23 protein-coding genes and 1 tRNA gene are annotated in these 24,738 nt (G+C 71.1%); 18 read left to right on the forward strand and 6 right to left on the reverse strand.

Annotation, left to right across the window (positions count from 1 at the left end):
• Window positions 1-21: 21 nt before the first annotated feature.
• Window positions 22-107, reverse strand: a tRNA-Leu gene (locus tag EDF63_RS08325).
• 181 nt (window positions 108-288) lie between these two features.
• On the opposite strand from EDF63_RS08325, the gene EDF63_RS08330 reads away from it, so the two are divergent.
• From EDF63_RS08330 to mshC, 3 genes are read left to right on the forward strand one after another with little or no spacing between them, the layout of a single operon-like run.
• Window positions 289-1,605, forward strand: coding sequence for a M20/M25/M40 family metallo-hydrolase (locus tag EDF63_RS08330; protein ID WP_123312590.1), 1,317 nt, complete (start codon window positions 289-291; stop codon window positions 1,603-1,605).
• A gap of 60 nt (window positions 1,606-1,665) precedes the next feature.
• A complete protein-coding gene (locus EDF63_RS08335; RefSeq protein ID WP_123312591.1) occupies window positions 1,666-2,496 on the forward strand; it encodes an undecaprenyl-diphosphate phosphatase in 831 nt (276 codons plus the stop codon).
• Complete coding sequence (gene mshC / locus EDF63_RS08340) at window positions 2,493-3,737, forward strand: cysteine--1-D-myo-inosityl 2-amino-2-deoxy-alpha-D-glucopyranoside ligase (protein ID WP_123312592.1); 1,245 nt, start codon at window positions 2,493-2,495, stop codon at window positions 3,735-3,737. Before EDF63_RS08335 ends, mshC begins: the two co-directional genes overlap by 4 nt.
• Before the next feature lie 417 nt (window positions 3,738-4,154).
• Here mshC and EDF63_RS08345 read toward each other — a convergent pair whose 3' ends face one another.
• Window positions 4,155-5,090, reverse strand: a complete 936-nt coding sequence (locus EDF63_RS08345; protein WP_123312593.1) for a proteasome assembly chaperone family protein — start codon at window positions 5,088-5,090, stop codon at window positions 4,155-4,157.
• Between the two features lie 150 nt (window positions 5,091-5,240).
• On the opposite strand from EDF63_RS08345, the gene EDF63_RS08350 reads away from it, so the two are divergent.
• The 9 genes from EDF63_RS08350 (at window position 5,241) to EDF63_RS08390 (ending at window position 15,578) form a co-directional block, all read left to right on the forward strand.
• Entirely contained in the window at window positions 5,241-5,999 is a 759-nt protein-coding gene (locus EDF63_RS08350; RefSeq protein WP_260233026.1) for an HAD family phosphatase, read from the forward strand.
• On the forward strand, window positions 5,996-7,114 hold the full coding sequence (locus EDF63_RS08355) for a tRNA (adenine-N1)-methyltransferase (RefSeq protein ID WP_260233027.1): 1,119 nt from the start codon (window positions 5,996-5,998) through the stop codon (window positions 7,112-7,114). Before EDF63_RS08350 ends, EDF63_RS08355 begins: the two co-directional genes overlap by 4 nt.
• Before the next feature lie 43 nt (window positions 7,115-7,157).
• Entirely contained in the window at window positions 7,158-8,084 is a 927-nt protein-coding gene (locus EDF63_RS08360; protein WP_123312594.1) for a hypothetical protein, read from the forward strand.
• 71 nt (window positions 8,085-8,155) lie between these two features.
• On the forward strand, window positions 8,156-9,187 hold the full coding sequence (locus EDF63_RS08365) for a YafY family protein (RefSeq protein WP_123312595.1): 1,032 nt from the start codon (window positions 8,156-8,158) through the stop codon (window positions 9,185-9,187).
• Window positions 9,180-10,151 (forward strand): YafY family protein, encoded by a 972-nt coding sequence (locus tag EDF63_RS08370; protein ID WP_123312596.1) that lies wholly within the window; start codon window positions 9,180-9,182, stop codon window positions 10,149-10,151. Before EDF63_RS08365 ends, EDF63_RS08370 begins: the two co-directional genes overlap by 8 nt.
• 136 nt (window positions 10,152-10,287) lie before the next feature.
• Window positions 10,288-11,040, forward strand: coding sequence for a twin-arginine translocase subunit TatC (tatC, locus tag EDF63_RS08375; RefSeq protein WP_123312597.1), 753 nt, complete (start codon window positions 10,288-10,290; stop codon window positions 11,038-11,040).
• The gene (locus EDF63_RS08380; RefSeq protein ID WP_123312598.1) at window positions 11,037-13,478 is read left to right on the forward strand and encodes an RNA helicase; all 2,442 of its coding nucleotides are present in this window, start codon (window positions 11,037-11,039) and stop codon (window positions 13,476-13,478) included. Before tatC ends, EDF63_RS08380 begins: the two co-directional genes overlap by 4 nt.
• A 41-nt stretch (window positions 13,479-13,519) precedes the next feature.
• Entirely contained in the window at window positions 13,520-15,082 is a 1,563-nt protein-coding gene (gene lnt, locus EDF63_RS08385; protein WP_260233028.1) for an apolipoprotein N-acyltransferase, read from the forward strand.
• A 145-nt stretch (window positions 15,083-15,227) separates the two neighbouring features.
• Window positions 15,228-15,578: an RNA polymerase-binding protein RbpA gene (locus EDF63_RS08390; protein ID WP_111084006.1), complete on the forward strand. Its 351-nt coding sequence runs from the start codon at window positions 15,228-15,230 to the stop codon at window positions 15,576-15,578.
• 73 nt (window positions 15,579-15,651) lie between these two features.
• Here EDF63_RS08390 and EDF63_RS08395 read toward each other — a convergent pair whose 3' ends face one another.
• Together EDF63_RS08395 and EDF63_RS08400 are read right to left on the reverse strand one after the other, a co-directional pair.
• Window positions 15,652-16,878, reverse strand: a complete 1,227-nt coding sequence (locus EDF63_RS08395; RefSeq protein ID WP_123312600.1) for an SPFH domain-containing protein — start codon at window positions 16,876-16,878, stop codon at window positions 15,652-15,654.
• Complete coding sequence (locus EDF63_RS08400; protein ID WP_235035827.1) at window positions 16,875-17,348, reverse strand: NfeD family protein; 474 nt, start codon at window positions 17,346-17,348, stop codon at window positions 16,875-16,877. Before EDF63_RS08400 ends, EDF63_RS08395 begins: the two co-directional genes overlap by 4 nt.
• A gap of 156 nt (window positions 17,349-17,504) precedes the next feature.
• On the opposite strand from EDF63_RS08400, the gene EDF63_RS08405 reads away from it, so the two are divergent.
• The 5 genes from EDF63_RS08405 to EDF63_RS18650 all read left to right on the forward strand — a co-directional run bounded on the left by EDF63_RS08405 (window position 17,505) and on the right by EDF63_RS18650 (window position 22,209).
• Complete coding sequence (locus tag EDF63_RS08405; RefSeq protein ID WP_123312601.1) at window positions 17,505-18,266, forward strand: SDR family oxidoreductase; 762 nt, start codon at window positions 17,505-17,507, stop codon at window positions 18,264-18,266.
• Window positions 18,267-18,276: 10 nt separating this feature from the next.
• Entirely contained in the window at window positions 18,277-18,732 is a 456-nt protein-coding gene (locus EDF63_RS08410; protein WP_123312602.1) for an NUDIX hydrolase, read from the forward strand.
• A 400-nt stretch (window positions 18,733-19,132) separates the two neighbouring features.
• On the forward strand, window positions 19,133-21,526 hold the full coding sequence (locus EDF63_RS08415; protein WP_123313107.1) for an excinuclease ABC subunit UvrA: 2,394 nt from the start codon (window positions 19,133-19,135) through the stop codon (window positions 21,524-21,526).
• A 122-nt stretch (window positions 21,527-21,648) separates the two neighbouring features.
• Complete coding sequence (locus EDF63_RS08420) at window positions 21,649-21,915, forward strand: hypothetical protein (RefSeq protein ID WP_123312603.1); 267 nt, start codon at window positions 21,649-21,651, stop codon at window positions 21,913-21,915.
• Between the two features lie 138 nt (window positions 21,916-22,053).
• A complete protein-coding gene (locus EDF63_RS18650) occupies window positions 22,054-22,209 on the forward strand; it encodes a hypothetical protein (protein ID WP_185021347.1) in 156 nt (51 codons plus the stop codon).
• Window positions 22,210-22,383: 174 nt separating this feature from the next.
• Here EDF63_RS18650 and EDF63_RS08425 read toward each other — a convergent pair whose 3' ends face one another.
• Window positions 22,384-23,415 (reverse strand): alcohol dehydrogenase catalytic domain-containing protein, encoded by a 1,032-nt coding sequence (locus EDF63_RS08425; RefSeq protein WP_123312604.1) that lies wholly within the window; start codon window positions 23,413-23,415, stop codon window positions 22,384-22,386.
• A gap of 91 nt (window positions 23,416-23,506) precedes the next feature.
• On the opposite strand from EDF63_RS08425, the gene EDF63_RS08430 reads away from it, so the two are divergent.
• A complete protein-coding gene (locus EDF63_RS08430; protein WP_123312605.1) occupies window positions 23,507-23,956 on the forward strand; it encodes a GNAT family N-acetyltransferase in 450 nt (149 codons plus the stop codon).
• 34 nt (window positions 23,957-23,990) lie between these two features.
• Here the strand turns inward: EDF63_RS08430 and EDF63_RS08435 are convergent, their stop codons facing one another.
• On the reverse strand, window positions 23,991-24,671 hold the full coding sequence (locus EDF63_RS08435; RefSeq protein ID WP_123312606.1) for an SDR family NAD(P)-dependent oxidoreductase: 681 nt from the start codon (window positions 24,669-24,671) through the stop codon (window positions 23,991-23,993).
• Between the last annotated feature and the right edge of the window lie 67 nt (window positions 24,672-24,738).

Consider the following 24,738-nt stretch of genomic DNA (forward strand, 5'->3'; position numbering starts at 1 on the left):
CAGGGGGCATTGCATGTTCTGTGTCCGAAGGGGGACTTGAACCCCCACGCCCTAATACGGGCACTAGCACCTCAAGCTAGCGCGTCTACCAATTCCGCCATCCGGACTGGATGTGTGGCGATTTCACCGGGTTTCCCCGGCGTCCCTGCCGAGAGAAAACACTAGCACGGGTCTGAACGCCCGATGAACACGGCCGCGCATCCCGGGCGCGTCCAGCCGCGGCGCCCCGCGGTGTCGCGCGGCGTCGCCGGGCCGAGCAGCGTCGGTGCGCACCGATACCGTGGTGGCATGACGAACCCGGAGCCGACCGCGACCGAGCTCGAGGCCACCGCGGCGATCGCGCGTGACCTCATCCGCATCGACACGACGAACTGGGGCGAGGGGAAGTCGCGCGGTGAGACCGAGGCGGCGCACTACGTCGAGGACAAGCTGCGCGGGCTGGGCCTCGAGCCGCAGCTGTTCGAGTCCGAGCCGGACCGCGTGAGCGTCGTGGCACGCGTCCCTGGTCGAAACCGGGACAAGTCGGCGCTGGTGGTGCACGGACACCTCGACGTCGTGCCGGCCGACCCGGCGAACTGGTCGGTCGACCCGTTCGGCGGCGTGGTCAAGGACGGGTCGCTGTGGGGGCGGGGTGCCGTCGACATGAAGAACATGGACGCGATGATGCTCACGTCGCTGGCTGACGTCATCGAGCAGCACGGGGCTCCCGACCGCGATCTCGTGATCGCGTACTTCGCCGACGAGGAAGCCGGGGGAGTCCTCGGTTCGCACCACGTCGTCGAGCACCACCCCGAGGTCTTCGCCGGGGCCAGCGCCGCCATCAGCGAGGTGGGCGGGTACTCGATCACCCTCGGTGACCGCCGCGCCTACCTGCTGCAGACGGGTGAGAAGGCGCTGATGTGGATCAAGCTCGTCGCGCGCGGCACGGCGGCACACGGTTCCCACGTCATCCGCGACAACGCGGTGACGAAGCTCGCCGCGGCCGTCGCCCGGATCGGCAGCGAGGAGTGGCCGGTGCGCCTGTCGGCCACGACGGACGCGATGGTCGCCGAGGTCGCTCGGTTCCTCGGCGTCGACCCGACGGTGACCGGCCCGGACGAGGTCGCGCTGGCGACGGGGTCGGCCTCGCGGTTCATCCACGCCGCCCTGCACACCACGACGAACCCGACGGTCCTGACCGCGGGCTACAAGCACAACGTGATCCCGGACACGGCCGAGGCGCTCGTCGACATCCGCTGCCTGCCCGGCGACGAGGAGTCGGTCCTCGCTCGCGTGCGGGAGCTCGCCGGCGACGAGGTCGAGGTCGTGATGTCCTTCCGCGACATCGGTCTCGAGCAGGACTTCGGCGGACCGCTCGTCGACGCCGTCCGCGACGTCCTCGGCCGCCACGACCCGGGCGCCCCGGTCCTGCCCTACCTGCTGTCCGGCGGCACCGACAACAAGGCACTGTCGACGCTCGGGATCGCGGGGTACGGCTTCGTGCCGCTCCAGCTGCCCGCAGGGGTGGACTTCCCGGCGATGTTCCACGGCGTCGACGAGCGGGTGCCGCTCGACTCGCTGGCCTTCGGTCGGCGCGTCCTCGGGGACCTCCTGGCCACGTACTGATATTGTTCATGGTCGCCTCCGTGGCGGTGTCCTGACCGACCTCCCCCGAAAGGCCCGTGCGTGCACATCCTCGAGGCGATCTTCCTCGGCTTCGTCCAGGGACTCACCGAGTTCCTGCCGGTGTCCTCCAGCGCGCACCTGCGCATCGTCGGGCTGTTCCTGCCCGACGCGAAGGACCCGGGCGCGGCCTTCACCGCGGTGACGCAGCTCGGCACCGAGACCGCGGTGCTCATCTACTTCTGGAAGGACATCACCCGGATCATCGGGCGGTGGTTCCGTTCGGTGTTCCGTCGTGACGTCCCGAAGGGCGACCCCGACGTGCGGCTCGGGTGGCTCGTGATCCTCGGGACGATCCCGATCGGCATCGCGGGGCTCCTGTTGAAGGACTCCATCGAGACCACGTTCCGTTCGCTGTGGATCGTCGCGATCGTGCTCATCGTCTTCGGCATCGTGCTCGGCGTGCTCGACGTCGTCGGCCGCAAGGAGCGCCGGATCGAGCACATGACCTTCGGCGGCGGCATCCTGATCGGGCTCGCCCAGGTGCTGGCGCTCGTCCCCGGGGTGTCCCGCTCCGGCGCGACCGTGTCGATGGGGCTCGCGCTCGGGTACACGCGACCAGCTGCCGCGCGGTTCGCGTTCCTGCTGGCGGTGCCGGCCGTGTTCCTCTCCGGTCTGTACGAGGCCGCGACGAGCCTCGGGGACCACGGGGCGCCGTTCGGACTCGCCGACACGCTCATCGCGACGGTCGTGGCGTTCATCGTCGGGTTCGTGGTGATCGCGGCGTTCATGAACTACATCAGCAAGCGCAGTTTCTTGCCGTTCGTCGTCTACCGCATCGCACTCGGTATCGTTCTCATCGTGTTGTTGTCGCTCGGAGTGATCCAGCCGTGAGGGCCTGGCAGGCCCCGTCCGTCCCCGACGTCCCCGGCGCAGCGCCGCGGCCCGTCGTGCACGACACCGCCACCGGGAAGCCGGTCGACCCGACGCACGGCGACGAGCGCGCCGCGCTGTACGTGTGCGGGATCACCCCGTACGACGCCACGCACCTCGGCCACGCGGCGACGTACCTGGCGTTCGACACGCTGGGCCGCGCCTGGCGCGACGCCGGCCTCGACGTCGAGTACGCCCAGAACGTCACCGACGTCGACGACCCCCTGCTCGAGCGCGCCACCCGCGACGGCGTCGACTGGCGCGAGCTCGCCACCTCGCAGATCGACCTGTTCCGCCGCGACATGGAGTCGCTCCGGATCCTGCCGCCCGACGACTTCGTGGCCGTCACGGACGAGGTCGACCGCGTTGCCGAGGCCGTCGCGTTCCTGCAGGAGACCGGCTCCGCCTACGAGGTCCCCACCCCGGACGCCGAGGGCGACGACCTCTACTTCGACGTGAACCACCCCACCGACGCGTGGTCGCTCGGCGACGAGAGCGGCCTGGACCGCGAGACCATGCTCACGCTCGCCGCCGAGCGTGGCGGCGACCCGGAGCGCCCCGGCAAGCGCGACCCCCTCGACCCGCTGCTCTGGCGTGCGGCCCGCGACGGTGAGCCGAGCTGGGACTCCGAGATCGGCCCCGGCCGGCCCGGCTGGCACATCGAGTGCAGCGTCATCGCCGGCGACCGCCTCGGCCTGCCGATCAGCGTGCAGGGCGGCGGCAGCGACCTCGTCTTCCCGCACCACGAGATGAGCGCGGGACACGCAGCCGCGCTGGCGCACCAGCCCCTCGCGCACGCGTTCGTGCACACCGGGATGATCGCCTACCAGGGCACGAAGATCTCGAAGTCGCTCGGCAACCTCGTCACGGTGCGTGGGCTGCTCGACGACGGCGCGGACCCCCGGGCGATCCGGCTCGCACTGCTGTCGCACAAGTACTCCGACGACTGGGAGTGGTTCGACGCCGAACTCACGAGTGCCACGACGCGGCTCGCGACCTGGGACGCATGGGCGTCGGGTGCTCCCGCCGGGCACGCCGACGACGCGGCCGGCGTCGCGTCGCGGATCCGGGCGCGGGTGTCCGACGACCTCGACACGCCGGGCGCGGTCGCCGCGGTCGACACGGCGATCGCTGGCGGCACGGCGTGCACGCCGGAGCTCGCCGACCTGATCGACGCCCTGCTCGGCATCCGCCTGGGCTGACGCGGGCCGCGGGGCGGGGGCTGTCCCCACGCTCGGCCGCGTGCGCCTCGTCGAGGTTCCACGACATGCCGCGCGCGTGCCGCCGAGGTTCCACGAACGGCCGTGTGCGGCCGCGAGATGCCGAGATCTCGGAACCTCGGCGATCGCGGCCGGGCGCGTTGGGCGCGTTGGACGCGACCGTCGGGGGACGGGAGGCCCGTGGCGGGCTGGCACCGTGCCTCCCGTCCGCCGATCGGTCGTGACGGGCCTTGTGCTTGCGGCCGGCAGATGGCGACCGCTCGACGGGCGCGAGCCGCGCGACACGCCGTGCGCGTCGCGCGCAGGTTCCACGGACGGCAGCGTGCGGCGGCGACATGCCGAGATTTCGGAACCTCGGCGAACGGGTCCGGGCGCGCCCGCCCCGGCCCCGCCCGCGCCCTACTGCTGGGGCGGCTGCGGGGGACGCCAGGGCCCCTCGCCACCGGCGGTGCCGCCGTCCTTGCCGTCCTTGTGCTCGCGGCGCCGCAGGTACTGCTCGAACTCCTGCGCGATCGCGTCGCCCGAGGCCTCGGGGGAGTCGACGGTGTCACGGGCCTGCTCGAGCTGCCCGATGTAGGACGCCATGTCCTCGTCGTCGGCGGCGAGGGCGTCGATGCCGTCCTCCCACTCGGTCGCGTCGTCGAGCAGCGTGCCGCGGGGCACGGTGACGTCGGTGAGCTCCTCGATCTTGTCGAGCAGCGAGAGCGTGGCCTTGGGCGACGGCGAGTTGTGCACGTAGTGCGGGACCGAAGCCCAGAGCGACAGCGTGGTCAGCCCGGCCTTGTCCATCGCGTCGGCCAGGACGCCGAGGATGCCGGTCGGACCCTCGTACGACGACTTGTCGACGTCGAACGCGGTGCGGACGCCGGCGTTCTCGCTCGACACGAAGACCGAGATCGGTCGGGTGTGCGGGACGTCGGCGAGCATGGCGCCCACGAAGACGACGGCGTCGATCGAGTACACGTCGGCGAGGTCGATGATCTCCGCGCAGAAGCCGCGCCAGGTGCGCGAGGGCTCCGGCCCGACGAGCACGAACACGTCGCGGTCGGTCGGGGAGCCGGTGGCGCCGATGACGGGCCGGCCCTCGGCGCCGGGGCCGTGCAGCACGATGCGGGGCCACTGCACCCCGCGGGCGCCGGTCTCGTCGGACCCCATGGTCGGACGGTTGAACTGGTAGTCGACGTACCGCTCCCCGTCGAGCTCACGCAGCTCGTCGAGCCCGAGCGACTCGACGATGCGTCGGGCGAGTCCGCTCGCGGCTTCGCCGGCGTCGTTCCAGCCCTCGAAGGCGACGACGAGCAACCGGCCGTCGCTGAAGGGGGAGTGCTGTGGCACGGAGCGGACCTCCTGGTGGTGGAGCGGAGCGGGGCGGGTGCGACGAGGCACCCGGCCGGACACGATTCAGGCATCCACTGTAGGCCCCGGCAGCGCTCCCGCACGTGCGCGTCCGCGCCCAGCGGAACGGCCCCGGTAGACTCGTCGCCCGTGACCGCGCATCCTCCTGCCCTCGTCCCGCCCGCAGCCGTGCTGTGGGACATGGACGGCACGATCATCGACACCGAGCCGATCTGGCAGCGCTCCCAGGTCGACCTGACGAACCGCTACGGCGCCGAGTGGACCCACGAGGACGGCCTGTCCCTGGTCGGGTCCGGCCTCGAGCGCTCCGGTGAGCTCCTGCGCGCCAAGGGCGTCGACATGGAGGTCGAGGAGATCATCCAGTGGATGACCGACTACGTGATGGAGCACCTGCGCGCCGGCGAGCTGCCGTGGCGTCCGGGCGCCCGCGAACTCGTCGAGGAGCTCCACGCCCGCGGGATCCCCACCGCCCTGGTCACCATGTCCCGCCGGAAGATGGCGCTCGTCGCCGCCGAGGCACTGGGCGAGCGCGGGTTCCGCGTCGTCGTGGCCGGTGACGACGTCGACCGTCCGAAGCCGTTCCCGGACGCCTACCTGTCCGCCGCGGCCCAGCTCGGCGTCGAGCCCACCGCGTGCGTCGCGATCGAGGACTCCGCCACCGGCGTCGCGTCGGCCGTCGCCTCGGGCGCCGTCACGATCGCCGTCGAGCACATCGTCCCGCTGTCCGAGATCGCCGGCGGTGACGTGCACCTGACCACCCTGTCGGGTGTCGACGTCGACCGCCTGGTCGAGTTGACGACGCCGGCACTGGCTGCGCGCGCGCTCGACACGGGAGGCGCGGTGCCGGACCCGGCACACGCGGCGGACACCGAGGGGGTCACCCGATGAACCACACCGACGACCCGACCGCAGCGCTCCCGCACACCGCCGGTGGCGCACCGCACACGCCGCCGCGCGGCCCGTTCCGGGCCGGCGACCGCGTGCAGCTGACGGGTCCGAAGGGCAAGCTCACGACGCTGTCCCTCGAGACCGCCGGGGAGTACCACACGCACCGCGGGGTGCTCCGGCACGACGACGTCATCGGTCAGCCGGACGGCTCGGTGATCCGTGCCAGCACGGGTGACGAGTACCTCGCGCTCCGTCCGCTGCTCAACGACTACGTGATGTCGATGCCGCGCGGCGCCGCGATCGTCTACCCGAAGGACGCCGCCCAGATCGTGGCGTTCGCGGACGTCTTCCCGGGCGCCCGGGTGGTCGAGGCCGGTGTCGGTTCCGGCGCCCTCTCGCTGTTCCTGCTGCGGGCGATCGGCCCGACCGGGCAGCTGCAGTCCTTCGAACGTCGCGAGGAGTTCGCCGCGATCGCGCAGGGCAACGTCGGCACGTTCCTCGGCGCCGTCCCGGACAACTGGTCCGTGACCGTCGGCGACCTGGTCGAGGAGCTGCCCGGCGCCGTCCAGGAGCAGAGCGTCGATCGCGTCGTCCTCGACATGCTCGCGCCCTGGGAGTGCGTCGACGCCGCAGCGGACGCCCTCGTGCCCGGCGGGCTCATCGTCTGCTACGTCGCCACCGTCACACAGCTGTCCCGCACGGCCGAGGCCCTGCGCGACACCGGCCGCTTCACCGACCCGATGCCGAGCGAGACGCTGGTGCGCACCTGGCACGTCGAGGGCCTCGCCGTCCGCCCGGACCACCGCATGGTCGGGCACACCGGGTTCCTCATCACGGCCCGTCGACTGGCCGACGGCACGGTCCTGCCGAACCTGAAGCGCCGAGCGGGCAAGGTCGAGTTCTCCGACGAGGACATCGAGGCCTGGACCCCGGGCGCCGTCGGCGAGCGGGCGACGAGCGACAAGAAGCTCCGCAAGGTCGCACGGCAGTCGGCGGCGCAGGCCCGCAAGGTCGCCGCAGCCGAGGCCGGGTCCGCAGCCGCCGTCGCCGAGGGGTCCGGGGCACCGTCCGAGCCCGTCGGCGACGCGTCCGAGCCGGCCGACGGCGACCGGTAGGCTGACGGTCGTGCCCGTCCTGCATCGAACGGAAAGAGGGTCCGTGCGCACCATCCCCGCACTCCTGGTCACCATCGGTCTCGTGGCGTCGCTCACGGCGTGCGCCTCGAACGGCGCCGGCACCACCCCCTCGAGCTGTGCCGCACCCGGCAAGGCGTCCGAGGCGGTGACCGCGACCGGCGCGTTCGGCAAGGAGCCGAAGGTGTCGATCCCGAGCGGGCTCACCACGAAGGGCACGCAGGTCTCCGTCCTGAAGCAGGGCGACGGCCGCACCATCGAGGACGGCACCCCCGTCCTGATCGAGTACACGCTCGTCGACGGCGCCACCGGCGAGGTCGCGCAGACGAGCGGCTACTCCGGGCAGACTGCCCCGATCACCGCCGGCGCGAGCAACTACGGTGCCCTCGGCGAATCGCTCGAGTGCGCGCAGGTCGGCGACCGCCTGGCCGTCGCGCTGCCGAAGAGCGCGCTCAGCAGCTCGGACGCGAGCGCCACCACCGACAGCGGCTCGTCGACGAAGACCGAGGACGCCGTCATCGCCGTCGTCGACGTCAAGCGCGCCTTCGACGCCCGTGCGACCGGTACGCCGCAGCTCGCCGGCGACAAGATGCCCGCCGTCGTGCTCGCACCGTCCGGCGCCCCCGGCATCACGATCCCGTCGTGGAACGCGCCGAAGTCGAACCAGACGCACCTGCTCCGCAAGGGGTCCGGTCGCGTGCTCACCGCGAAGGACACCGCGGTCATCAAGTACACCGCTGTGACGTGGGGCGCGGACCCGTCCGTGGCCGGTTCCAGCTGGACCGACGGCTCGGGTGCGCAGACCGTGCCGCTCGCCAAGGGCCAGGTCGACGAGGGCGTTCGCACCGCCATCGTCGGGCACCGTGTCGGCGACCAGGTCCTGGCCGTCGTGAACCAGCAGGGCACCGCCTACGCGTACGTCATCGACGTGCTCGGAGCGATGTCGAGCTGACGCTCACACACCGTCCACCGACCGCGGCGCGGGTGCACTCCGGTGCACCCGCGCTGCCGTAGGATCGGCTCGTGCCAGCGACCCGTGTGCCCCGTGTGCCCGCAGAGGAGCGGTTGTTCAGCCTCGTGCTCGCGCTGCTCTCGACGGAGTCCGGGCTGACCAAGGCGGAGATCCTGACCAACGTGCAGGGCTACCGCCAGCGGTTCACGCCGGGCGGGGACAACGCCTCGCTCGAGCGGCAGTTCGAACGTGACAAGGACGACGTCCGCGAGCTCGGCATCCCGCTCGAGACCATCGAGACACCGGGCGCCGCCGGCAACAACCAGACGCTGCGCTACCGGATCCCGAAGGGCGAGTACGACCTACCCGTCGACGTCCGCTTCACCCCGGACGAATCGGCTCTGCTGTCGCTGGCCGCCATGGCCTGGCGCGAAGGAGCCCTGTCGGCCGACTCGCGCCGCGGCCTGCTCAAGGTCCGGTCCGCGGGCTCGGAAGACGACGACGGCGCACTCCAGCTCGGCGTCGACGCGTACGCCCCGCGGCTCCGGGCACGTGACGCGGCGTTCGAACCGCTCCGCTCCGCCCTCGACCGCGGTGCCGCCGTCCGGTTCGACTACATCACCCCCGGGCAGCACGAGGCCCGCCGTCGCGAGGTCGCCCCGCTCGCCCTCGTCCAGCACGGCGGCCGCTGGATGCTCGCGGCCCACGAGTTCGCCACGGACTCGGACAAGAACTACCTGCTGTCCCGCATCGTCGGGACGGTCACGCAGTACGAGGTCGGGCAGCACACCGCACCGGTGGGCGCGGGGGAGCGCACGCTCGCCGAGCTCGAGCGGATCTGGTCCGCCCGCACGGCGCGCATCGCGGTGACCCCGGGTTCCGACGCCGAGCGACGGCTCACCCGGCGCCGAGACACCGAGACCGACGCCGACGGCGCACTCGTCCTGCACCACGTCGACCCGCAGATCCTGGCCGAGGAACTCGCCGCGTTCGGACCCGAGGTCCGGGTGCTCGAGCCGGAGGACCTGCGGCTGCGGGTCGTCGAGCGGCTCCGGGCGCTCGTGCGGGACCACAGCGACGAAGAGGAGCCCGCCCGTGGCTGACGCCCAGCCCCTGCAGGCGCAGGACAAGCTCGCGTTCCTGCTCGCCCTGGTGCCGTACCTGATCGACCGCGAGCGCGTCTCGGTGGCCGAGGCCGCACGCCACTTCGGCGTCCCCGAGGCCCGAATCCGTCGCGCCGTGGAACTCATCGCGGTGTCGGGTGTCCCCGGCGAGACGATGCAGTACCAGCACGGCGACCTGTTCGACATCGCCTGGGACGACTTCGACCAGAACGAGATGATCGTCCTGACGAACCTCGTCGCCATCGACGACTCGCCCCGGCTGTCCGCGCGCGAGGCCTCGGCGCTCATCGCGGGGTTGCAGTACCTCTCCGCGCTGCCCGAGGCCGCCGACCGCGACGCCATCCGCGCGCTCATGGCGAAGCTGTCGCGCGGTGCCGGCGGTGCCGCCTCGACGGTCGCCGTCGGGCAGGACCTGCACGACGTCGCCCTCGCCACGATCCGTCGCGCGATGGCCGACGGCCGCGGACTCTCATTCGAGTACGCCGGCCCGCGCACCCAGGGTGGCACCCGCCGGGTCGACCCGCTGCGCGTCGAGTCGATCGACACGGACTGGTACCTCCGCGCCTGGGACCTCGACCGGCAGGCGCTCCGGACCTTCCGCCTCGACCGGATGTCCGGCGCACGCGTCGACGACCGTGCGGTGGAGAAGTCGGTCGACCAGGTGGTGATCCCGGACACGCTGTTCCAGCAGTCCGCAGAGGACGTCATCGTCACCGTGGAGCTCGACTCGTCGTCGCTGCCGCTCGTGGCCGACTTCCTCGCCGACACCGCCGACGCCCCCGACGCCGAGGCGCGCGTGCGCATCCGGCTCGCGGCGTCGAACGGTTTCGACGGCGTGGTCCGGCTCGTCGCGGGGCTGCCCGGCCGTGCCGTGGTGCTCGACCCGCCGGCGGCGCGGGACGCGGTGCGCGACTTCGCAGCCGCCGCCCTCGCTGCGGGCTGACGAGTCCTGCATGTGCGTTCGCACGGAGCGCGCCGAACTGTCGGTTCCCACCCCGTAGGATCGACCCATGGCTTCGACGACCGCGCGCGGGCGAGCGAGGCGGCAAGGGCGCCAGGACAACGACGCCGAAGGCCGCATGTCGCTCGGGCAGCACCTCATCGAGCTGCGCAACCGCCTGTTCCGCGCAGTGCTCGCCGTGGTCATCGCCGCGGTCGGTGGATGGTTCCTCACCCCGTTCGTGCTCGATTCGCTCCGGCAACCGGTGGCCGAGCTCGCCAAGGTCGGCGGGCACACGGCCGAGCTGAACTTCCCGATGATCACGGGGGCGTTCGACCTCAAGCTGCAGATCGCGATCACCATCGGCATCGTCATCTCGAGCCCGGTCTGGCTCTACCAGATCTGGGCGTTCATCGTGCCCGCCCTGGTGCGGCGCGAGAAGCAGTACGTGTGGGGCTTCCTCGGCACCGCGATCCCGCTGTTCTTCGCCGGCTGCTACTTCGGGTGGTACATCCTGCCCCACGTGGTCGGCATCCTCGGCAGCTTCGTGTCGAGCCAGGACACCTCGATCGTCGACGCGAAGGCCTACTACGACTTCGTCATCAAGCTCATCGTCGCGGTCGGCATCGCCTTCGTGCTGCCGGTGTTCATCGTCCTGCTGAACTTCGTGGGGGTCCTGTCGGCGTCGGCGATCATCAAGTCGTGGCGCATCGCGATCCTGTGCATCCTGGTCTTCTGCGCGATCGTCACCCCGAGCGCCGACGTCATCTCGATGTTCCTGCTGGCGGTGCCGATGGTCGTGCTCTACATCGCAGCGTGCTTCGTCGCGTGGCTGCACGACCGCAGGGTGGCGAAGAAGCAGGCCAAGCTCGACGAAGAGTACGGCCTGTGACCGCGGACCTCAGCGCGGCCGAGCGCTTCGCCGCCGCCAAGGTCCGGAACCGCTCCCGCAACCTGGAGCTGTTCCGCTCCGACCTGCGCTTCGACCTCGACCCGTTCCAGTTCGCCGCCTGCGACGCGCTCGACCAGGGCCGCAGCGTCCTCGTCGCCGCGCCGACCGGTGCCGGCAAGACGATCGTCGCCGAGTTCGCGATCTGGCTGGCGATGCGGCAGCCGACGGCGAAGGTGTTCTACACGACGCCGATGAAGGCGTTGAGTAACCAGAAGTACGCCGAGCTGGTCGAGGTCTACGGCGAGTCCGAGGTGGGCCTGCTCACCGGTGACACGAACGTGAACCCGCGGGCGCGGGTCGTCGTGATGACGACCGAGGTCCTGCGGAACATGATCTACGCGGACTCCGACCTGCTCGACGACCTGGCCTGGGTGGTCCTCGACGAGGTCCACTACCTGGCCGACCGCTTCCGCGGGGCCGTGTGGGAAGAAGTGATCCTGCACCTCCCGACCGAGGTCCGGCTCGTCTCGCTGAGCGCCACGGTCTCCAACGCCGAGGAGTTCGGCGACTGGCTGCAGACCGTCCGCGGCGACACGGACGTCATCGTGTCCGAGGACCGCCCGGTCCCGCTCGAGCAGCACGTGCTGGTCGGGTCGAAGATGGTCGACCTGTTCGACTCCAGCGGTGCGGCGGCGACGAACCGCGTCAACCCGGAGCTGCTCCGCATGGTCGGCGGTGCGTCGCGTAGCGAACGGCACGGCGGCGGACACCGCGGTGGACGTGGACGCGGCGGGTACCACGACCGCCGTGGGCCGCGCACCGAGAAGCTGCACCGCGAGCGCATCGCGCACATGCTCGACGAGCGGATGCTGCTGCCCGCGATCTTCTTCGTGTTCAGCCGTGCCGGGTGCGACCAGGGCGTCCGGAACGTCCTGCGGTCCGGGCTGTCGCTCACGACGGTGCCGGAGCGCAACGAGATCCGTGAGACCGCGGAGTACCACTGCCGCACCCTGCCGGACGAGGACCTCGCCGTCCTCGGCTACTGGGAGTTCCTCGAGGGGCTCGAGCGGGGGGTCGCCGCGCACCACGCGGGCATGCTGCCCGCGTTCAAGGAAGTGGTGGAGAACCTCTTCCAGCGCAAGCTGCTCAAGGTCGTGTTCGCCACCGAGACCCTGGCGCTCGGCGTGAACATGCCGGCCCGCACGGTGGTGCTCGAGAAGCTCGAGAAGTTCAACGGCGAGGCCCGTGTCCCGATCACCCCGGGGGAGTACACCCAGCTCACCGGTCGAGCCGGGCGCCGTGGCATCGACGTCGAGGGACACTCGGTCATCCAGTGGACCGACGGGCTCGACCCGCAGGCCGTCGCCTCACTCGCCAGCCGTCGCACGTACCCGCTGAACTCGTCGTTCAAGCCGACGTACAACATGGCCGTCAACCTGATCGACCAGTTCGGCCGGCAGCGCACGCGCGAGGTCCTCGAGACGTCGTTCGCGCAGTTCCAGGCCGACCGGTCCGTGGTCGACCTGGCCCGCAAGGTCCGCTCGCAGCAGGAATCGCTCGAGGGGTACCGCGAGGCGATGCAGTGCCACCTCGGCGACTTCACCGAGTACGCGGCGCTCCGCCGGGAGCTCTCCGACCTGGAGCGCACGAACGTGCCCGGTGGACGCGAGGCCTCGCACGGCGCACGGCAGGAACGGCAGGCCGCCATCACGGCGGTCCGTCGCCAGATGCAGCGTCACCCCTGCCACGCGTGCCCCGACCGCGAGGCGCACGCCCGCTGGGCGGAGCGCTGGTGGAAGCTCAAGCGCGTCAACGACAAGCTGATCCAGCAGATCCGGTCCCGCACCGGTGCCGTGGCGACCACGTTCGACCGGGTCACCGAGGTGCTCCTGCAGCTCGGGTACCTGGTCGATGCCGGCAACGGCGAGGCCACCGTGGCCGCCGGGGGCCGTCGCCTGCAGCGCATCTACGGCGACCGCGACCTGCTCGTCGCCGAGTGTCTCGAGGCGGGGGTCTGGAAGGACCTCACCCCGGCGCAGCTCGCCGCGATGGCCGCCACGATCATCTACCAGCCCCGTCGCGACGACGCCCCCGGCACCGAGCACGCACTGCCCCGCGGTGCGTTCCGCCCGGCCCTCGACGAGACCCTGACGATCTGGTCGCGCCTCGACGACATCGAGCGCGACGCCCGCCTGGCCGGTTCGCTGCCGCCCACCCCGGCGATCGCGGTCGGCATGTTCCGGTGGGCGTCCGGCTCGGCGCTGGACGACGTCCTGCGCACCCTCGACCTGCCCGCCGGTGACTTCGTCCGCTGGTCGAAGCAGGTCATCGACCTGCTCGACCAGATCCGGAACGCCGGCGACGACGACCTCGCCCAGACCGCTCGACGTGCGACGGACGCGGTCCGCCGCGGCATCGTCGCCTACGCAGCGGTCTGACGGGAGGCACGGTGCGGGTTCCGGAGACCGGTGTGCGTGGGGTGCCCGCGCGCGTGGGCCGCGGTGCGGTCGCGGACGGCCCGTTCGCGGCGCTCCCGCTGGGCACCGCGCTGCCCCTTGCCGTCATCGGCGGGGTGCTGTTCGCGCTCGCGTTCCCGTCGCCCGGGTGGTGGTTCCTGGCCTTCCCGGCGCTGGCGTGCATGCTCCTCGCGGTGATGGGGCAGCGCGCCCGCAGGGCCGCGTGGGTGGGCTACGTGGCCGGTGCCGCGTTCTGGATCCCCGCCATCTCGTGGGCCGGGCGCTACCTGGGCCCCGTCCCGTGGTTCGCACTGGCGTTGTTGGAGGCGGCGTTCTTCGCCCTCGGCAGCGTCGCGATCGCCCTCGCGTACCGGTGGGTGGCGCGCGTGGTGCCCTCGACTGCCGGACGCGTGTGGGGGCTCCCGGCCGTCGTCGCCGCACTGTGGACCGGACGCGAGTGGTTCTCGGGGAGCTGGCCGTACGGCGGCTTCGCCTGGGGGCGCGTCGGCCTGTCGCAGTCGCAGGGGCCGTTCACGCACCTCGCCGCGTACGTGGGCGTGCTCGGCGTGACGTTCGTGGTCGTCTACTGCGTGGCGGTGGTCGTGTCGCTCGCCCTCGTGTCCCCGCGGGCACAGGGCGCGACCCTGCGGCTGCCGGTCCGGGTCGCGACCGCCGGTCTGCTCGTCGCCGCGGTGCTCGCGGTGCCGGCCTGGCCGACCGCGACCTCCGGAACCATCCGCGTCGAGTCCGTGCAGGGCAACGGGCCGGCCGGGTACTTCGACCGTGCTGCGCCGGGCGAGGTCCTGGCGGCACAGGTCGCGGCGACCGACGTCGAGGCGAAGGACGTCGACCTCGTCGTCTGGCCCGAGGCCTCGGCGGAGTTCGACCCGCGCCAGCAGCCCGTGATCGCTTCGTCCCTCGACGCCGTCGTCGACTCGGTCGGTGCGCCGCTGGTCGCCGGAGCCATCACGCAGACCCCGTCCGGTGTGCTGCACAACACCTCGTTCGTGTGGACGGCCGATGGCTGGCAGTCGTCCTACGACAAGAAGCGACCGGTGCCCTTCGGCGAGTACGTGCCGGACCGCTGGTTCTTCTCGAAGCTCGCGCCGTCGCTGATCGGCTTGCTGCAGCGCGACTACACGCCGGGGACGAAGCCGAACGTCCTGCCGGTGGCGGGGATCCGGGCGGGCATCGCGATCTGCTTCGACATCGTCGACGACGGGCTGACCCGCGACATGGTGCGTGGGGGAGCGCAGGTGATCCTCGCGCAGACGAACAACGCGGACTTCTCCGGCACCGACGAGAACCTGCAGCAGCTCGAGATCGCACGGATGCGGGCGATCGAGACCGGCCGGTCCCTCGTCAACATCTCGACCGTCGGCGCTTCCCAGGTCATCGACCCGTCCGGCCGCACGATCGACCGGGTCCCGGAGTACACCGCGACCTCGATGGTCACCGACGTGCCGCTCGGCACCTCGACCACGCCGGCGTCGCTGGCGTCGGGATCGATCGTCCTCGTGCTCACGCTCGGTGGGCTGCTCGTGCTGCTGGCCTGCGCGCCGTGGGGACGCCGGAACCGCTCCTGAACCGCCGCCGCGTCCCGGTGCTCCCGACGCCGTGATCCGGTGCAGCAGGGGCACGCACTGGGAACGGACTGTGAATGCGCCCAGTCGGGAACGACGGCGCGTGGGACAGTGTTGTGGAGGGCAGACGAGCGAGAGGAGCACACACATGGCTGATCGGAGTCTCCGCGGCATGCGGCTCGGGAGTCAGAGCCTCCAGAGCGAAGAGGGCGTCGAGCTCTCGGACCGCAAGCGCGCGGTCTACCAGACCGATTCGGGGGAGACCTTCGACATCGTCTTCTCCGCTGACGCAGACGTGCCCCAGACCTGGTCGGAGCCACGCTCCGGCCGCGAAGGACGTCTGCTCGGTGACGACGGCATCCCCGTCGAGGTCGCAGCAGAGGACGTCAAGGCGCCCCGAACCCACTGGGACATGCTGCTCGAGCGTCGCTCGCGCGAGGAACTCGAGGAGCTCCTCGAGGAGCGCCTGCAGGTCCTCCGTGCACGACGCGGTGCCTGACACCACCACCTGACGAACGACGATGCCCGCCCCGGTTCCCCGGGGCGGGCATCGTCGTTCGTGGTGGTGCCGGTCAGCGCCGTCCGGAGCCGTCGCTCGTGCGGTGCCCCGACGCTTCGTCGTTCGGGTGCTGCGCGGCGTCGGACTGCGGAGCCGGTGTGTCGTCGACCTTCTTGGCGGTCGCGTCGTCGGCGGCCGCGAGGTGCGCGTCGACGCTCCGGTTCGACTCGGCCAGCCGGGCGTCGAGGTCGGACTCGGGGACGATGTCCGCCGCGGTGGCGTCCGCGCGCGGCATCGAGGCGCCGGCCGAGTCGGCGGCCGCGGTGTTCGCCAGGCTCTCGTTCGCGAGCTTGGAGATGCGGGAGAGGAAGTCCCCACCCGTGCCGGCGCCGGCGACCGGGCCGCTGCCGTTCCGTCCGCCCGAGAAGCCCTTCGCGATGCCGGACAGTGCCTCGGTGAACTCGCTCGGGATCATCCAGAGCTTGTTCGCGGTGCCCTCGGCGATCTTGGGCAGCATCTGCAGGTACTGGTACGACAGCAGCTTGTCGTCCGGGTCGCCGGTGTGGATGGCCTCGAACACCGTGGCGATCGCGGACGCCTCACCCTCGGCGCGGAGCACCTGGGCCTTCGCGTCACCCTCTGCGGCGAGGATGGCGGCCTGCCGCTGCCCCTCGGCCTCGAGGATCTGGGACTGCTTGGTGCCCTCGGCCTGGAGGATCGCGGCACGACGGCTCCGCTCGGCACGCAGCTGCTGCTCCATGGCGTCCTGGATGGACACGGGCGGCTCGATCGCCTTGAGCTCGACACGGCCGACGCGGATGCCCCACTTGCCGGTCGCCTCGTCGAGGACGACACGGAGCTGACCGTTGATGTTGTCGCGGCTGGTCAGGGCCTCTTCGAGGTTGAGGCCACCGACGACGTTGCGGAGCGTGGTGGTGGTGAGCTGTTCGACCGCGCCCAGGTAGTTGGCGATCTCGTAGGTCGCCGCACGGGCGTCGGTGACCTGGAAGTAGACCACGGTGTCGATGGAGACCACGAGGTTGTCCTCGGTGATCACCGGCTGCGGCGGGAAGGACACGACCTGCTCGCGCATGTCGAGCAGCGGACGCAGACGGTCGATGAACGGCACGAGCAGGTTCAGGCCCGGCGAGAGCGTCTTGTGGTACTTGCCGAGGCGTTCGACGATGCCGGCGGTGGCCTGCGGGACGATGCGGATCGCCTTCGCCAGGACGACGATCACGAAGATGACGACGACGAGGATCAGGACGAGCAGTGCGATCGTCCCGGGTGTGATGGTCACGAGGTGGCCCTTTCTGCGAGGCGCACGACCGCGGTCGACCCCTCGATCGACTCGACGACCACGGGGGTGCCGAGTGGCGGTGTGCGATCGATGGCGCCCACGGCGAACCGTGCGCTCCAGGTCTCGCCGTTGGCCAGGCGGACCTGGCCGGGAGCAGAGGATGTGAACGCGACGGCGACGGTGCCGGGGAGCCCGATGAGCCCCTCGATGTTCGTGCGGTGCGGGTCGGCGCCGCGGCCGAGCATCAGCAGCAGACGCGGTCGGACGAGCGAGAGCAGCACGAGCGCGAGCACGGCCGAGATGATGGCCGACAGCCACCACGGTGCGCCGAGCAGTGCGGCGATCAACCCGCCGGCGGCTCCGGCCGCGAGCATGATGAAGATGAAGTCGAGGGTGAAGATCTCGACCACTCCCAGCAGCAACACCAGTCCGATCCAGACGATGGTCTGGATCCAATCGATTCCGTTCACGCGATCTCCCTCCCTCGGTCGCGCGCCGTGGCTCGCAGCGTCGCGACGGCCGGTACAACTCCGTTCAACATATCAGGAGGGTCCGACGGTCGTGCAGGCGATTGGTAGGCTCGGTGCGGCCGACCGGCCGGAACCCGACCTGGAGAACACACGACTGTGAGCAACCCCCTCGCCCCCGGATCCCTCACCGACACGCGCGCCGTCGTCACCGGCTCGTCGCGCGGCATCGGCGCCGACACCGTCGGGTACCTGGCCGAGGCCGGCGCCAAGGTCGTCGTGAACTACCGCAACAAGGCCAAGCGCGCCGAGCAGATCGCCGAGAAGGTCGTCGCGGCCGGCGGCTCCGCCCTGGCCGTCGGCGCGGACCTGACCGACCACGAGTCCGTGCAGGCACTCGTCGACACCGTCGTGCAGGAGTGGGGCGGCATCGACCTGCTGGTCCTGAACGCCTCGGGCGGCATGGAGTCCGGCCTCGGCGAGGACTACGCGCTCCGCCTGAACCGCGACGCCCAGGTCGACATGCTCCAGACCGCCGTGCCGCACATGCCCGCCGGCTCCCGCGTCGTGTTCGTCACGAGCCACCAGGCCCACTTCGTCGAGACCGCCGAGACGATGGACGAGTACGTCCCCGTCGCGAAGAGCAAGCGCGCCGGCGAACTCGCCCTCCGCGAGCTCATCCCGCAGCTCGAGGCCGCCGGCATCGAGTTCGTCGTCGTCTCGGGCGACATGATCGAGGGCACGATCACCGCGACCCTGCTGAACCGCCTGAACCCGGGCGCGATCGAGGGCCGCCGGCAGGAGGTCGGCAAGCTCTACAGCGTGTCGGAGTTCGCCGCCGAGATCGCCCTCGCCGCGATCGAGCCGATCCCCGCAGACCACACCAAGCTCGTCGGCGACGTCAGCGGCTTCGTCGGCTAGCGTCGGGCGGGTGACCGCCAAGCCCGGCCTGCGCCGAACCTCCCGCATCATCCTGCTCGACCCCGAGGGTCGCGTGTTCCTGATGGACACGAACTCGCCGTCCTCCGACGGCGCGCACCGGTGGATCACGCCGGGTGGCGGGGTCGACCCCGGCGAGGACCACCGCGACGCCGCGATCCGCGAGCTGCGCGAGGAGACCGGCATCGTCATCGACGACCCGGGTGAGCCGGTGTGGTCGTGGGACTTCACCGTCGAGTGGGACCTCGCCGACCACGACCGTGGCCACAGCGAGTTCTACGTCGTGCGCACGCCGGGTTTCGAGCTGTCGGACGCCGAGTGGACGGACGACGAACGGGTCGACATCCTGGCGTCACGGTGGTGGACGGCCGACGAGCTCGACGCCACCGACGAGGTCTTCGAACCGGCCGAGCTGCCGGACCTGGTCCGCCGCTTCACCTCCGCCTGAGCCGTTCCCCACCGGCGCCGTGTCCGGTCGCGTGCGCTGCACGGTGCCGTGTCCGTCGGTTGGTGCAGGGTTGGTGGCGTGGTGCGCGCTTGTGGCGCTGGACGGTGCGCGTGACCGCGCACGGGGTGAGAAAGTGCGCACGGTGCTGACGGGAGGCGCGGTGCGGGCCCGACCCGTGCCTCCCGTGCGGTGGTGGGTTGTTTCCAATGCACGGTGCCGTGTCCCGTTGGTCGGTGCAGGGTTGGTGGCGTGGTGCGCGCTTGTGGCGCTGCACGGTGCGCGGAACCGCGCACGGGGTGAGACAGTGCGCACGGGGTGAGAAAGTGCGCACGGTGCTGGGTCTGCTGGTGGGGGCCGGGGCGCCTTGTCGGTGTCGGTACCCGTCGGTACGCTGATCGACATGCACATCAGTTCCGGTGACGTCACCGCCCCGAGCCTGATCGTGCACGCCGCCGACGGCCACGACCGCATCCGCGTGCGCGGCGCCCGCGCGAACAACCTGCGGGGCATCGACGTCGACCTGCCCAAGCGTCGGCTGACGGTCTTCACCGGGGTGTCCGGCTCCGGCAAGAGCTCGCTCGTGTTCGGCACCGTCGCCGCCGAGTCGCAGCGGATGATCAACGAGACGTACAGCGCCTTCGTGCAGGGCTTCATGCCGTCGCTCGCACGCCCGGACGTCGACCTGCTCGACGGCCTGACCACCGCGATCGTCGTCGACCAGGAGCGCATCGGCGCCGATCCGCGGTCGACCGTCGGCACCGCCACCGACGCGAACGCGATGCTGCGGGTCCTGTTCAGCCGTCTGGGCGACCCGCACGTCGGCGGTCCGAACGCGTTCTCGTTCAACCTGGCGACGGTCACCGCCGGGGGAGCGATCACGGTGCAGAAGGGCAAGGACGCCAAGGCCGAGAAGGTCTCGTTCACCAGACTCGGCGGCATGTGCGCCGACTGCGAGGGCCGCGGGCTCGTGAACGACATCGACCTGACGCAGCTGTTCGACGACGCGAAGGCGCTCGGCGACGGGGCGATCACGATCCCCGGCTACGGCACCGACGGGTGGAACGTCCGCATGTACGCCGAGTCCGGGTACTTCGACAAGGACACCCCGATCCGCGACTTCACCGAGCAGGAGCGCGCCGACTTCCTGTACCGCGAGCCCACCAAGCAGAAGATCGCCGGCATCAACATGACGTACGAGGGGCTCGTGCCCCGGGTGCGGCGCTCGTTCCTGCAGAAGGACCGCGAGGCGATGCAGCCGCACATCCGCGCCTTCGTGGACCGCGCGGTGACCTTCACGACGTGCCCGGCGTGCGGCGGCACCCGGCTGAACGACGTCGCTCGCTCCTCGAAGATCGGTGGCAAGAGCATCGCCGACGTCTGCTCGATGCAGATCACCGACGTCGTCCCGTGGCTGCGGGCGATCGACGATCCGGGTGTCGCGCCGCTGCTCGACGGCCTCCGCGACCTGCTCGAGTCGTTCGTCGAGATCGGTCTCGGCTACCTCTCGCTCGACCGACCCACCGGCACGCTGTCCGGGGGAGAGGGGCAGCGGGTCAAGATGGTGAAGCACCTCGGCTCGTCGCTCAGCGACGTGACCTACGTCTTCGACGAACCGAGCACCGGCCTGCACCCGCACGACATCGAGCGGATGAACGGCCTGCTGCTGCGGCTGCGCGACAAGGGCAACACCGTGCTGGTCGTCGAGCACAAGCCCGAGGTGATCGCGATCGCCGACCACGTCGTCGACCTCGGCCCGGGCGCTGGCTCCGGCGGGGGGACACTCTGCTACCAGGGACCCGTCGACGGGTTGCGGGGGAGCGGGACCATCACCGGTCAGCACCTCGACGACCGCGTCTCGGTGAAGGCCGACGTCCGCCGGTCCGACGGGGCGATCGCGATCCGCGGTGCCTCGGCCCACAACCTGCAGGACGTCGACGTGGACGTCCCCACCGGGGTGCTCACCGTCGTGACGGGCGTCGCCGGGTCCGGCAAGAGCACGCTCATCCACGGGTCGCTCGCGCAGCGCGACGGTGTCGTCGCCATCGACCAGAGCGGCATCCGCGGATCCCGGCGCAGCAACCCGGCCACGTACACCGGGCTGCTCGAGCCCATCCGCAAGGCGTTCGCGAAGGCCAACGGCGTCAAGCCCGCGCTGTTCAGTGCGAACTCCGAGGGCGCGTGCTCCGCGTGCAACGGTGCCGGCGTCGTCTACAGCGACCTGGGGATGATGGCGGGCATCGCCACCCCGTGCGTGGAGTGCGACGGGAAGCGGTTCGACCAGTCGGTGCTCGGCTACCACCTCGGCGGCAAGGACATCAGCCAGGTGCTGGGCATGTCCGTCATCGATGCCGTGGCGTTCTTCTCCGACGGCCCCGCGAAGCTCCCAGCGGCGCACACGATCCTGTCGCGTCTGGCCGACGTCGGTCTCGGGTACCTGACGATCGGGCAGCCGCTCACGACGCTGTCCGGCGGGGAGCGTCAGCGGCTGAAGCTCGCGACGCACCTCGGTGAGCCGGGTGGCATCGTGGTCCTCGACGAACCGACGACCGGACTGCACCTGGCGGACGTCGCCCAGCTGCTCGGCCTGCTGGACCGCCTGGTCGACTCGGGCAAGACCGTCGTGGTGATCGAGCACCACCAGGCGGTGATGGCCCACGCGGACTGGATCATCGACCTCGGGCCCGGCGCGGGGCACGACGGCGGTCGGATCGTGTTCGAGGGGACACCCGCCGAGCTCGTCGCAGCCCGCTCGACCCTGACCGGACAGCACCTCGCCACCTACGTCGGCGCCTGAGGCAGGGGACAGGTTCGCCGACGGAACCTGAACGTTGCCGGTGCAGTTCGGATAGCGTCTGATCGACGCTCACGATCGGCTGCCCGGCCTGGATCGGCGTCCTGATCAGAAGGAGCCCCACCATGTCCAACCCCGGGAACGCACCCGCGCAGTCGAACACCTTCGCCATCGTCTCCCTGGTGCTCGGCATCATCGGGACCGTCGGCGGCATCTTCATCGCCATCATCGGCGTGGTCGCAGGCATCGTCGGGCTGGTGCTCGGCATCCTCGCGCGCAAGCGCGGTGGCAGCCGGGGGATGATCCTCGCCGGCATCATCCTCTCCGTGGTCGCGATCGTCGTCGGGATCATCGGGTACATCGCCACCGCGGTCTTCCTGACGCAGTCGTGAGGCCCGGCCTGCCAGGCGGGCCCAGATCGTGAGCAGCAATGGTCGAGTCCATCCGATGGACTCGACCATTGCTGCTCACCAGACGTCTCCGGCGAACCGCTGGCGCGTGTTCAGGATCTCGGGCGTAGCGTCCGGCGCATGAGCTACAGCCAGCCCGACCCAGCCGAAGAGACCACCCAGAGCGAGACGCCGGAGCAGCCGGACACCGACCAGGCCGACCTGCACGAGCAGGGCGACGAGTCGGCCGCGCTCGAGATCGACAAGGACGACGTCCCGCACGAGTCGGCGGACTGAGGTCGTCTCCGGACGAAGTCGTTCCGTGAGCAGAAGAGGTCGGATCCCGAACGGGGACCCGACCTCTTCTGCTCATCTTGCGGGCTTGGCCACGCGCCGATAATGCATATTATGTCAACTCAGGTGTCACGAGGTGACCCCCGGACGCTCCCCGCACGCCGGGTGCGACGCCGATCAGAAGACCGCCACCGTCATCCCGGCCGACGTGGCTGGACGGTCCATCGCCACGATGGCGTCCGGCAGATCGTCGAAGCCGATGGTCCGGCCAATCGATTCGTCGGGACGCAGCGTGCCCGTGACGACGTCGGCGAGCATGGCGGCGTACTCCCCGACCGAGATCCCGTGGCTGCCGAGTAGTTCGAGCTCGTCGGCGATCACACGCCCCATCGGGATGGCCGGTTCGGCTTCGTCGTCGAGCAGCAGGCCGACCTGCACGTGACGGCCCCGCGGGCGCAGGGACGCCACCGCTGCGACGGACGTCGCGCGGCTGCCGAACGCGTCCACCGAGACGTGTGCTCCGCCGTCGGTCCGGGCGCGGATCGCTGCGACGGCCTCCGTGTCCATCGGCACCGAGACGGCGCCGAGTGTCGCAGCACGTTCGAGCGCCGCCGGTGAGACGTCCACCGCGATCACCCGGGCACCCGCAGCGACCGCGACGATGATCGTCGACAGGCCGACGCCCCCGCAGCCGAACACGACCACCCACTCCCCTGCTGTGACCCGACCTCGGGCGTGCAGTGCGTGGTACGCCGTGCCGAACCGGCAACCGAGTGCCGCGGCCTCGGCGAACCCCACGGCGTCGGGCAGTTCGACCACGTTGACGTCGGCGTGCGGGATGACGACCGACTCGGCGTAGGACCCGGGCAGGGTGAACCCCGGTTGCTGCTGACGCGTGCACACCTGGGTGGCGTTGTCGACGCACTCGGGGCACGTCCCGCAGGCGAACACGAAGGGCGCGGTCACGCGGTCACCGAGCGATACCCGGGTCACCGACGACCCGACGGCCGTGACGACACCGGCGAACTCGTGCCCGGGGACGTGCGGCAGCGAGACGGAGTCGTCGTGCCCCTTCCAGGCGTGCCAGTCGCTGCGGCACACCCCGGTGGCGGCGACCCGGACGAGGACCCCGTGGTCCGGCGCCACGGGATCGGGCAGGTCGACGATCGACGGGGCGGATCCGAAGTGGTCGTACTGGACTGCGCGCATCCCGCCATCGTCCCAGACGGTGCCGTCGTGTTGTCCACAGACGACGGATTGGCCGTTGCCCGCGGCGGGCGACCGCCGGTTCACTGGTGCGATGGACGAATCGACCGCGCTGCACTTCTCCGCCGACCCCGCCGACCTCGACGTCGACCGCGTGCACCGCTGGCTCAGCGAGCAGTCCTACTGGGCGCGGGGTCGCAGTCGAGCCACCCAGGACGCGATCATCGCCGGGTCCCGCAACTTCGGCGTGTACGACACCGCGACGGGTGCGCAGCTCGGGTACGCCCGGGTGATCACCGATGGGGCGACGTTCGGATGGCTGGCCGACGTGTTCGTCGATCCCGACGCTCGTGGCCGCGGCGTCGGCGTCGCCCTCGTGCAGGGCGTGACCGAGGCGATCGAGCCGCTCGGCCTCAAGCGGTTCGCGCTCTTCACGGCCGACGCCCACGGCCTGTACGAACGGTTCGGGTTCCGTCCGGTCCCCGACCCGGAGGGCTGGATGATGCGCCCCGGGCCGGGGTTCGGTGGCGATGTGCCCGACTGAAGCGGATGCCGCGACCGTCCGCGCCCAGCGCGCGTCAGTACTCGATACGGCCGTCCCGGTTGTGGAACTCCCCCGTGGGCCCGTCCGGCCCGACCATGGCGAGCGCGACGGTCGCGTCGGTGCCCTCGGTGATCGTCTGGTGCCCGCCGAAGCCGTTGAACTCGGTGGCGGTGTAGCCGGGGTCGCTGACGTTGATCCGGAACCCCGGCAGGTTCTTCGCGTACTGCACGGTCAACGCGATCACCGCGGCCTTCGACGCGGCGTAGGGCACAGCGGGCACCGGGTACTCGTCGTGGCCGGGGGTCGTCAGCCAGCGGGCGAAGCCGACGCCCGAGGCGACGTTCACGATCACCGGGTTGTCGGACCGCCGCAGGAGCGGGAGCGCCGCCTGCGTGACCCGGACGATGCCGGTGACGTTGGTGTCGAGCACCGCCGACATGGCCGCGGCGTCGAGGTCGTCGACGCCGAACGACGTCCCGAGGATGCCGGCGTTGTTCACGAGCACGTCGAGGGCTGGGATGGTGGCGATCGCGGCGTCGATGCTGTCCTGGTCGGTCACGTCGAGCTGGACGACGTGGGCGCCGAGCGCCCGTGCTTCGTCGCCCGAGGCGGGGTCGCGCATGCCGGCGTACACGGTGTGGCCGGCGTCCACCAGGCGGCGGACGGTCTCGAGTCCGAGGCTGCGGTTGGCTCCGGTGATGAGTGTCGTTGTCATGCCCCCACTCTCCGCCCCTGCGGCTGACTCCCCCAGGCACCGTGCGACGGTGGGACCACCAGTACCA

This window comes from Curtobacterium sp. JUb34 (genome assembly GCF_003755065.1).
Taxonomy (GTDB): Bacteria; Actinomycetota; Actinomycetes; order Actinomycetales; family Microbacteriaceae; genus Curtobacterium.

Excerpts from the sequence above, each read along its gene's own strand:
- EDF63_RS08415 (WP_123313107.1), top strand. The coding sequence starts at position 19,133 with ATGCACATCAGTTCCGGTGACGTCACCGCCCCGAGCCTGATCGTGCAC.
- tatC (WP_123312597.1), top strand. The coding sequence starts at position 10,288 with ATGTCGCTCGGGCAGCACCTCATCGAGCTGCGCAACCGCCTGTTCCGC.
- EDF63_RS08330 (WP_123312590.1), top strand. The coding sequence starts at position 289 with ATGACGAACCCGGAGCCGACCGCGACCGAGCTCGAGGCCACCGCGGCG.
- EDF63_RS08390 (WP_111084006.1), top strand. The coding sequence starts at position 15,228 with ATGGCTGATCGGAGTCTCCGCGGCATGCGGCTCGGGAGTCAGAGCCTC.
- EDF63_RS18650 (WP_185021347.1), top strand. The coding sequence starts at position 22,054 with ATGAGCTACAGCCAGCCCGACCCAGCCGAAGAGACCACCCAGAGCGAG.
- EDF63_RS08420 (WP_123312603.1), top strand. The coding sequence starts at position 21,649 with ATGTCCAACCCCGGGAACGCACCCGCGCAGTCGAACACCTTCGCCATC.
- EDF63_RS08435 (WP_123312606.1), bottom strand. The coding sequence starts at position 24,671 with ATGACAACGACACTCATCACCGGAGCCAACCGCAGCCTCGGACTCGAG.
- EDF63_RS08425 (WP_123312604.1), bottom strand. The coding sequence starts at position 23,415 with ATGCGCGCAGTCCAGTACGACCACTTCGGATCCGCCCCGTCGATCGTC.
- EDF63_RS08430 (WP_123312605.1), top strand. The coding sequence starts at position 23,507 with ATGGACGAATCGACCGCGCTGCACTTCTCCGCCGACCCCGCCGACCTC.
- EDF63_RS08355 (WP_260233027.1), top strand. The coding sequence starts at position 5,996 with ATGAACCACACCGACGACCCGACCGCAGCGCTCCCGCACACCGCCGGT.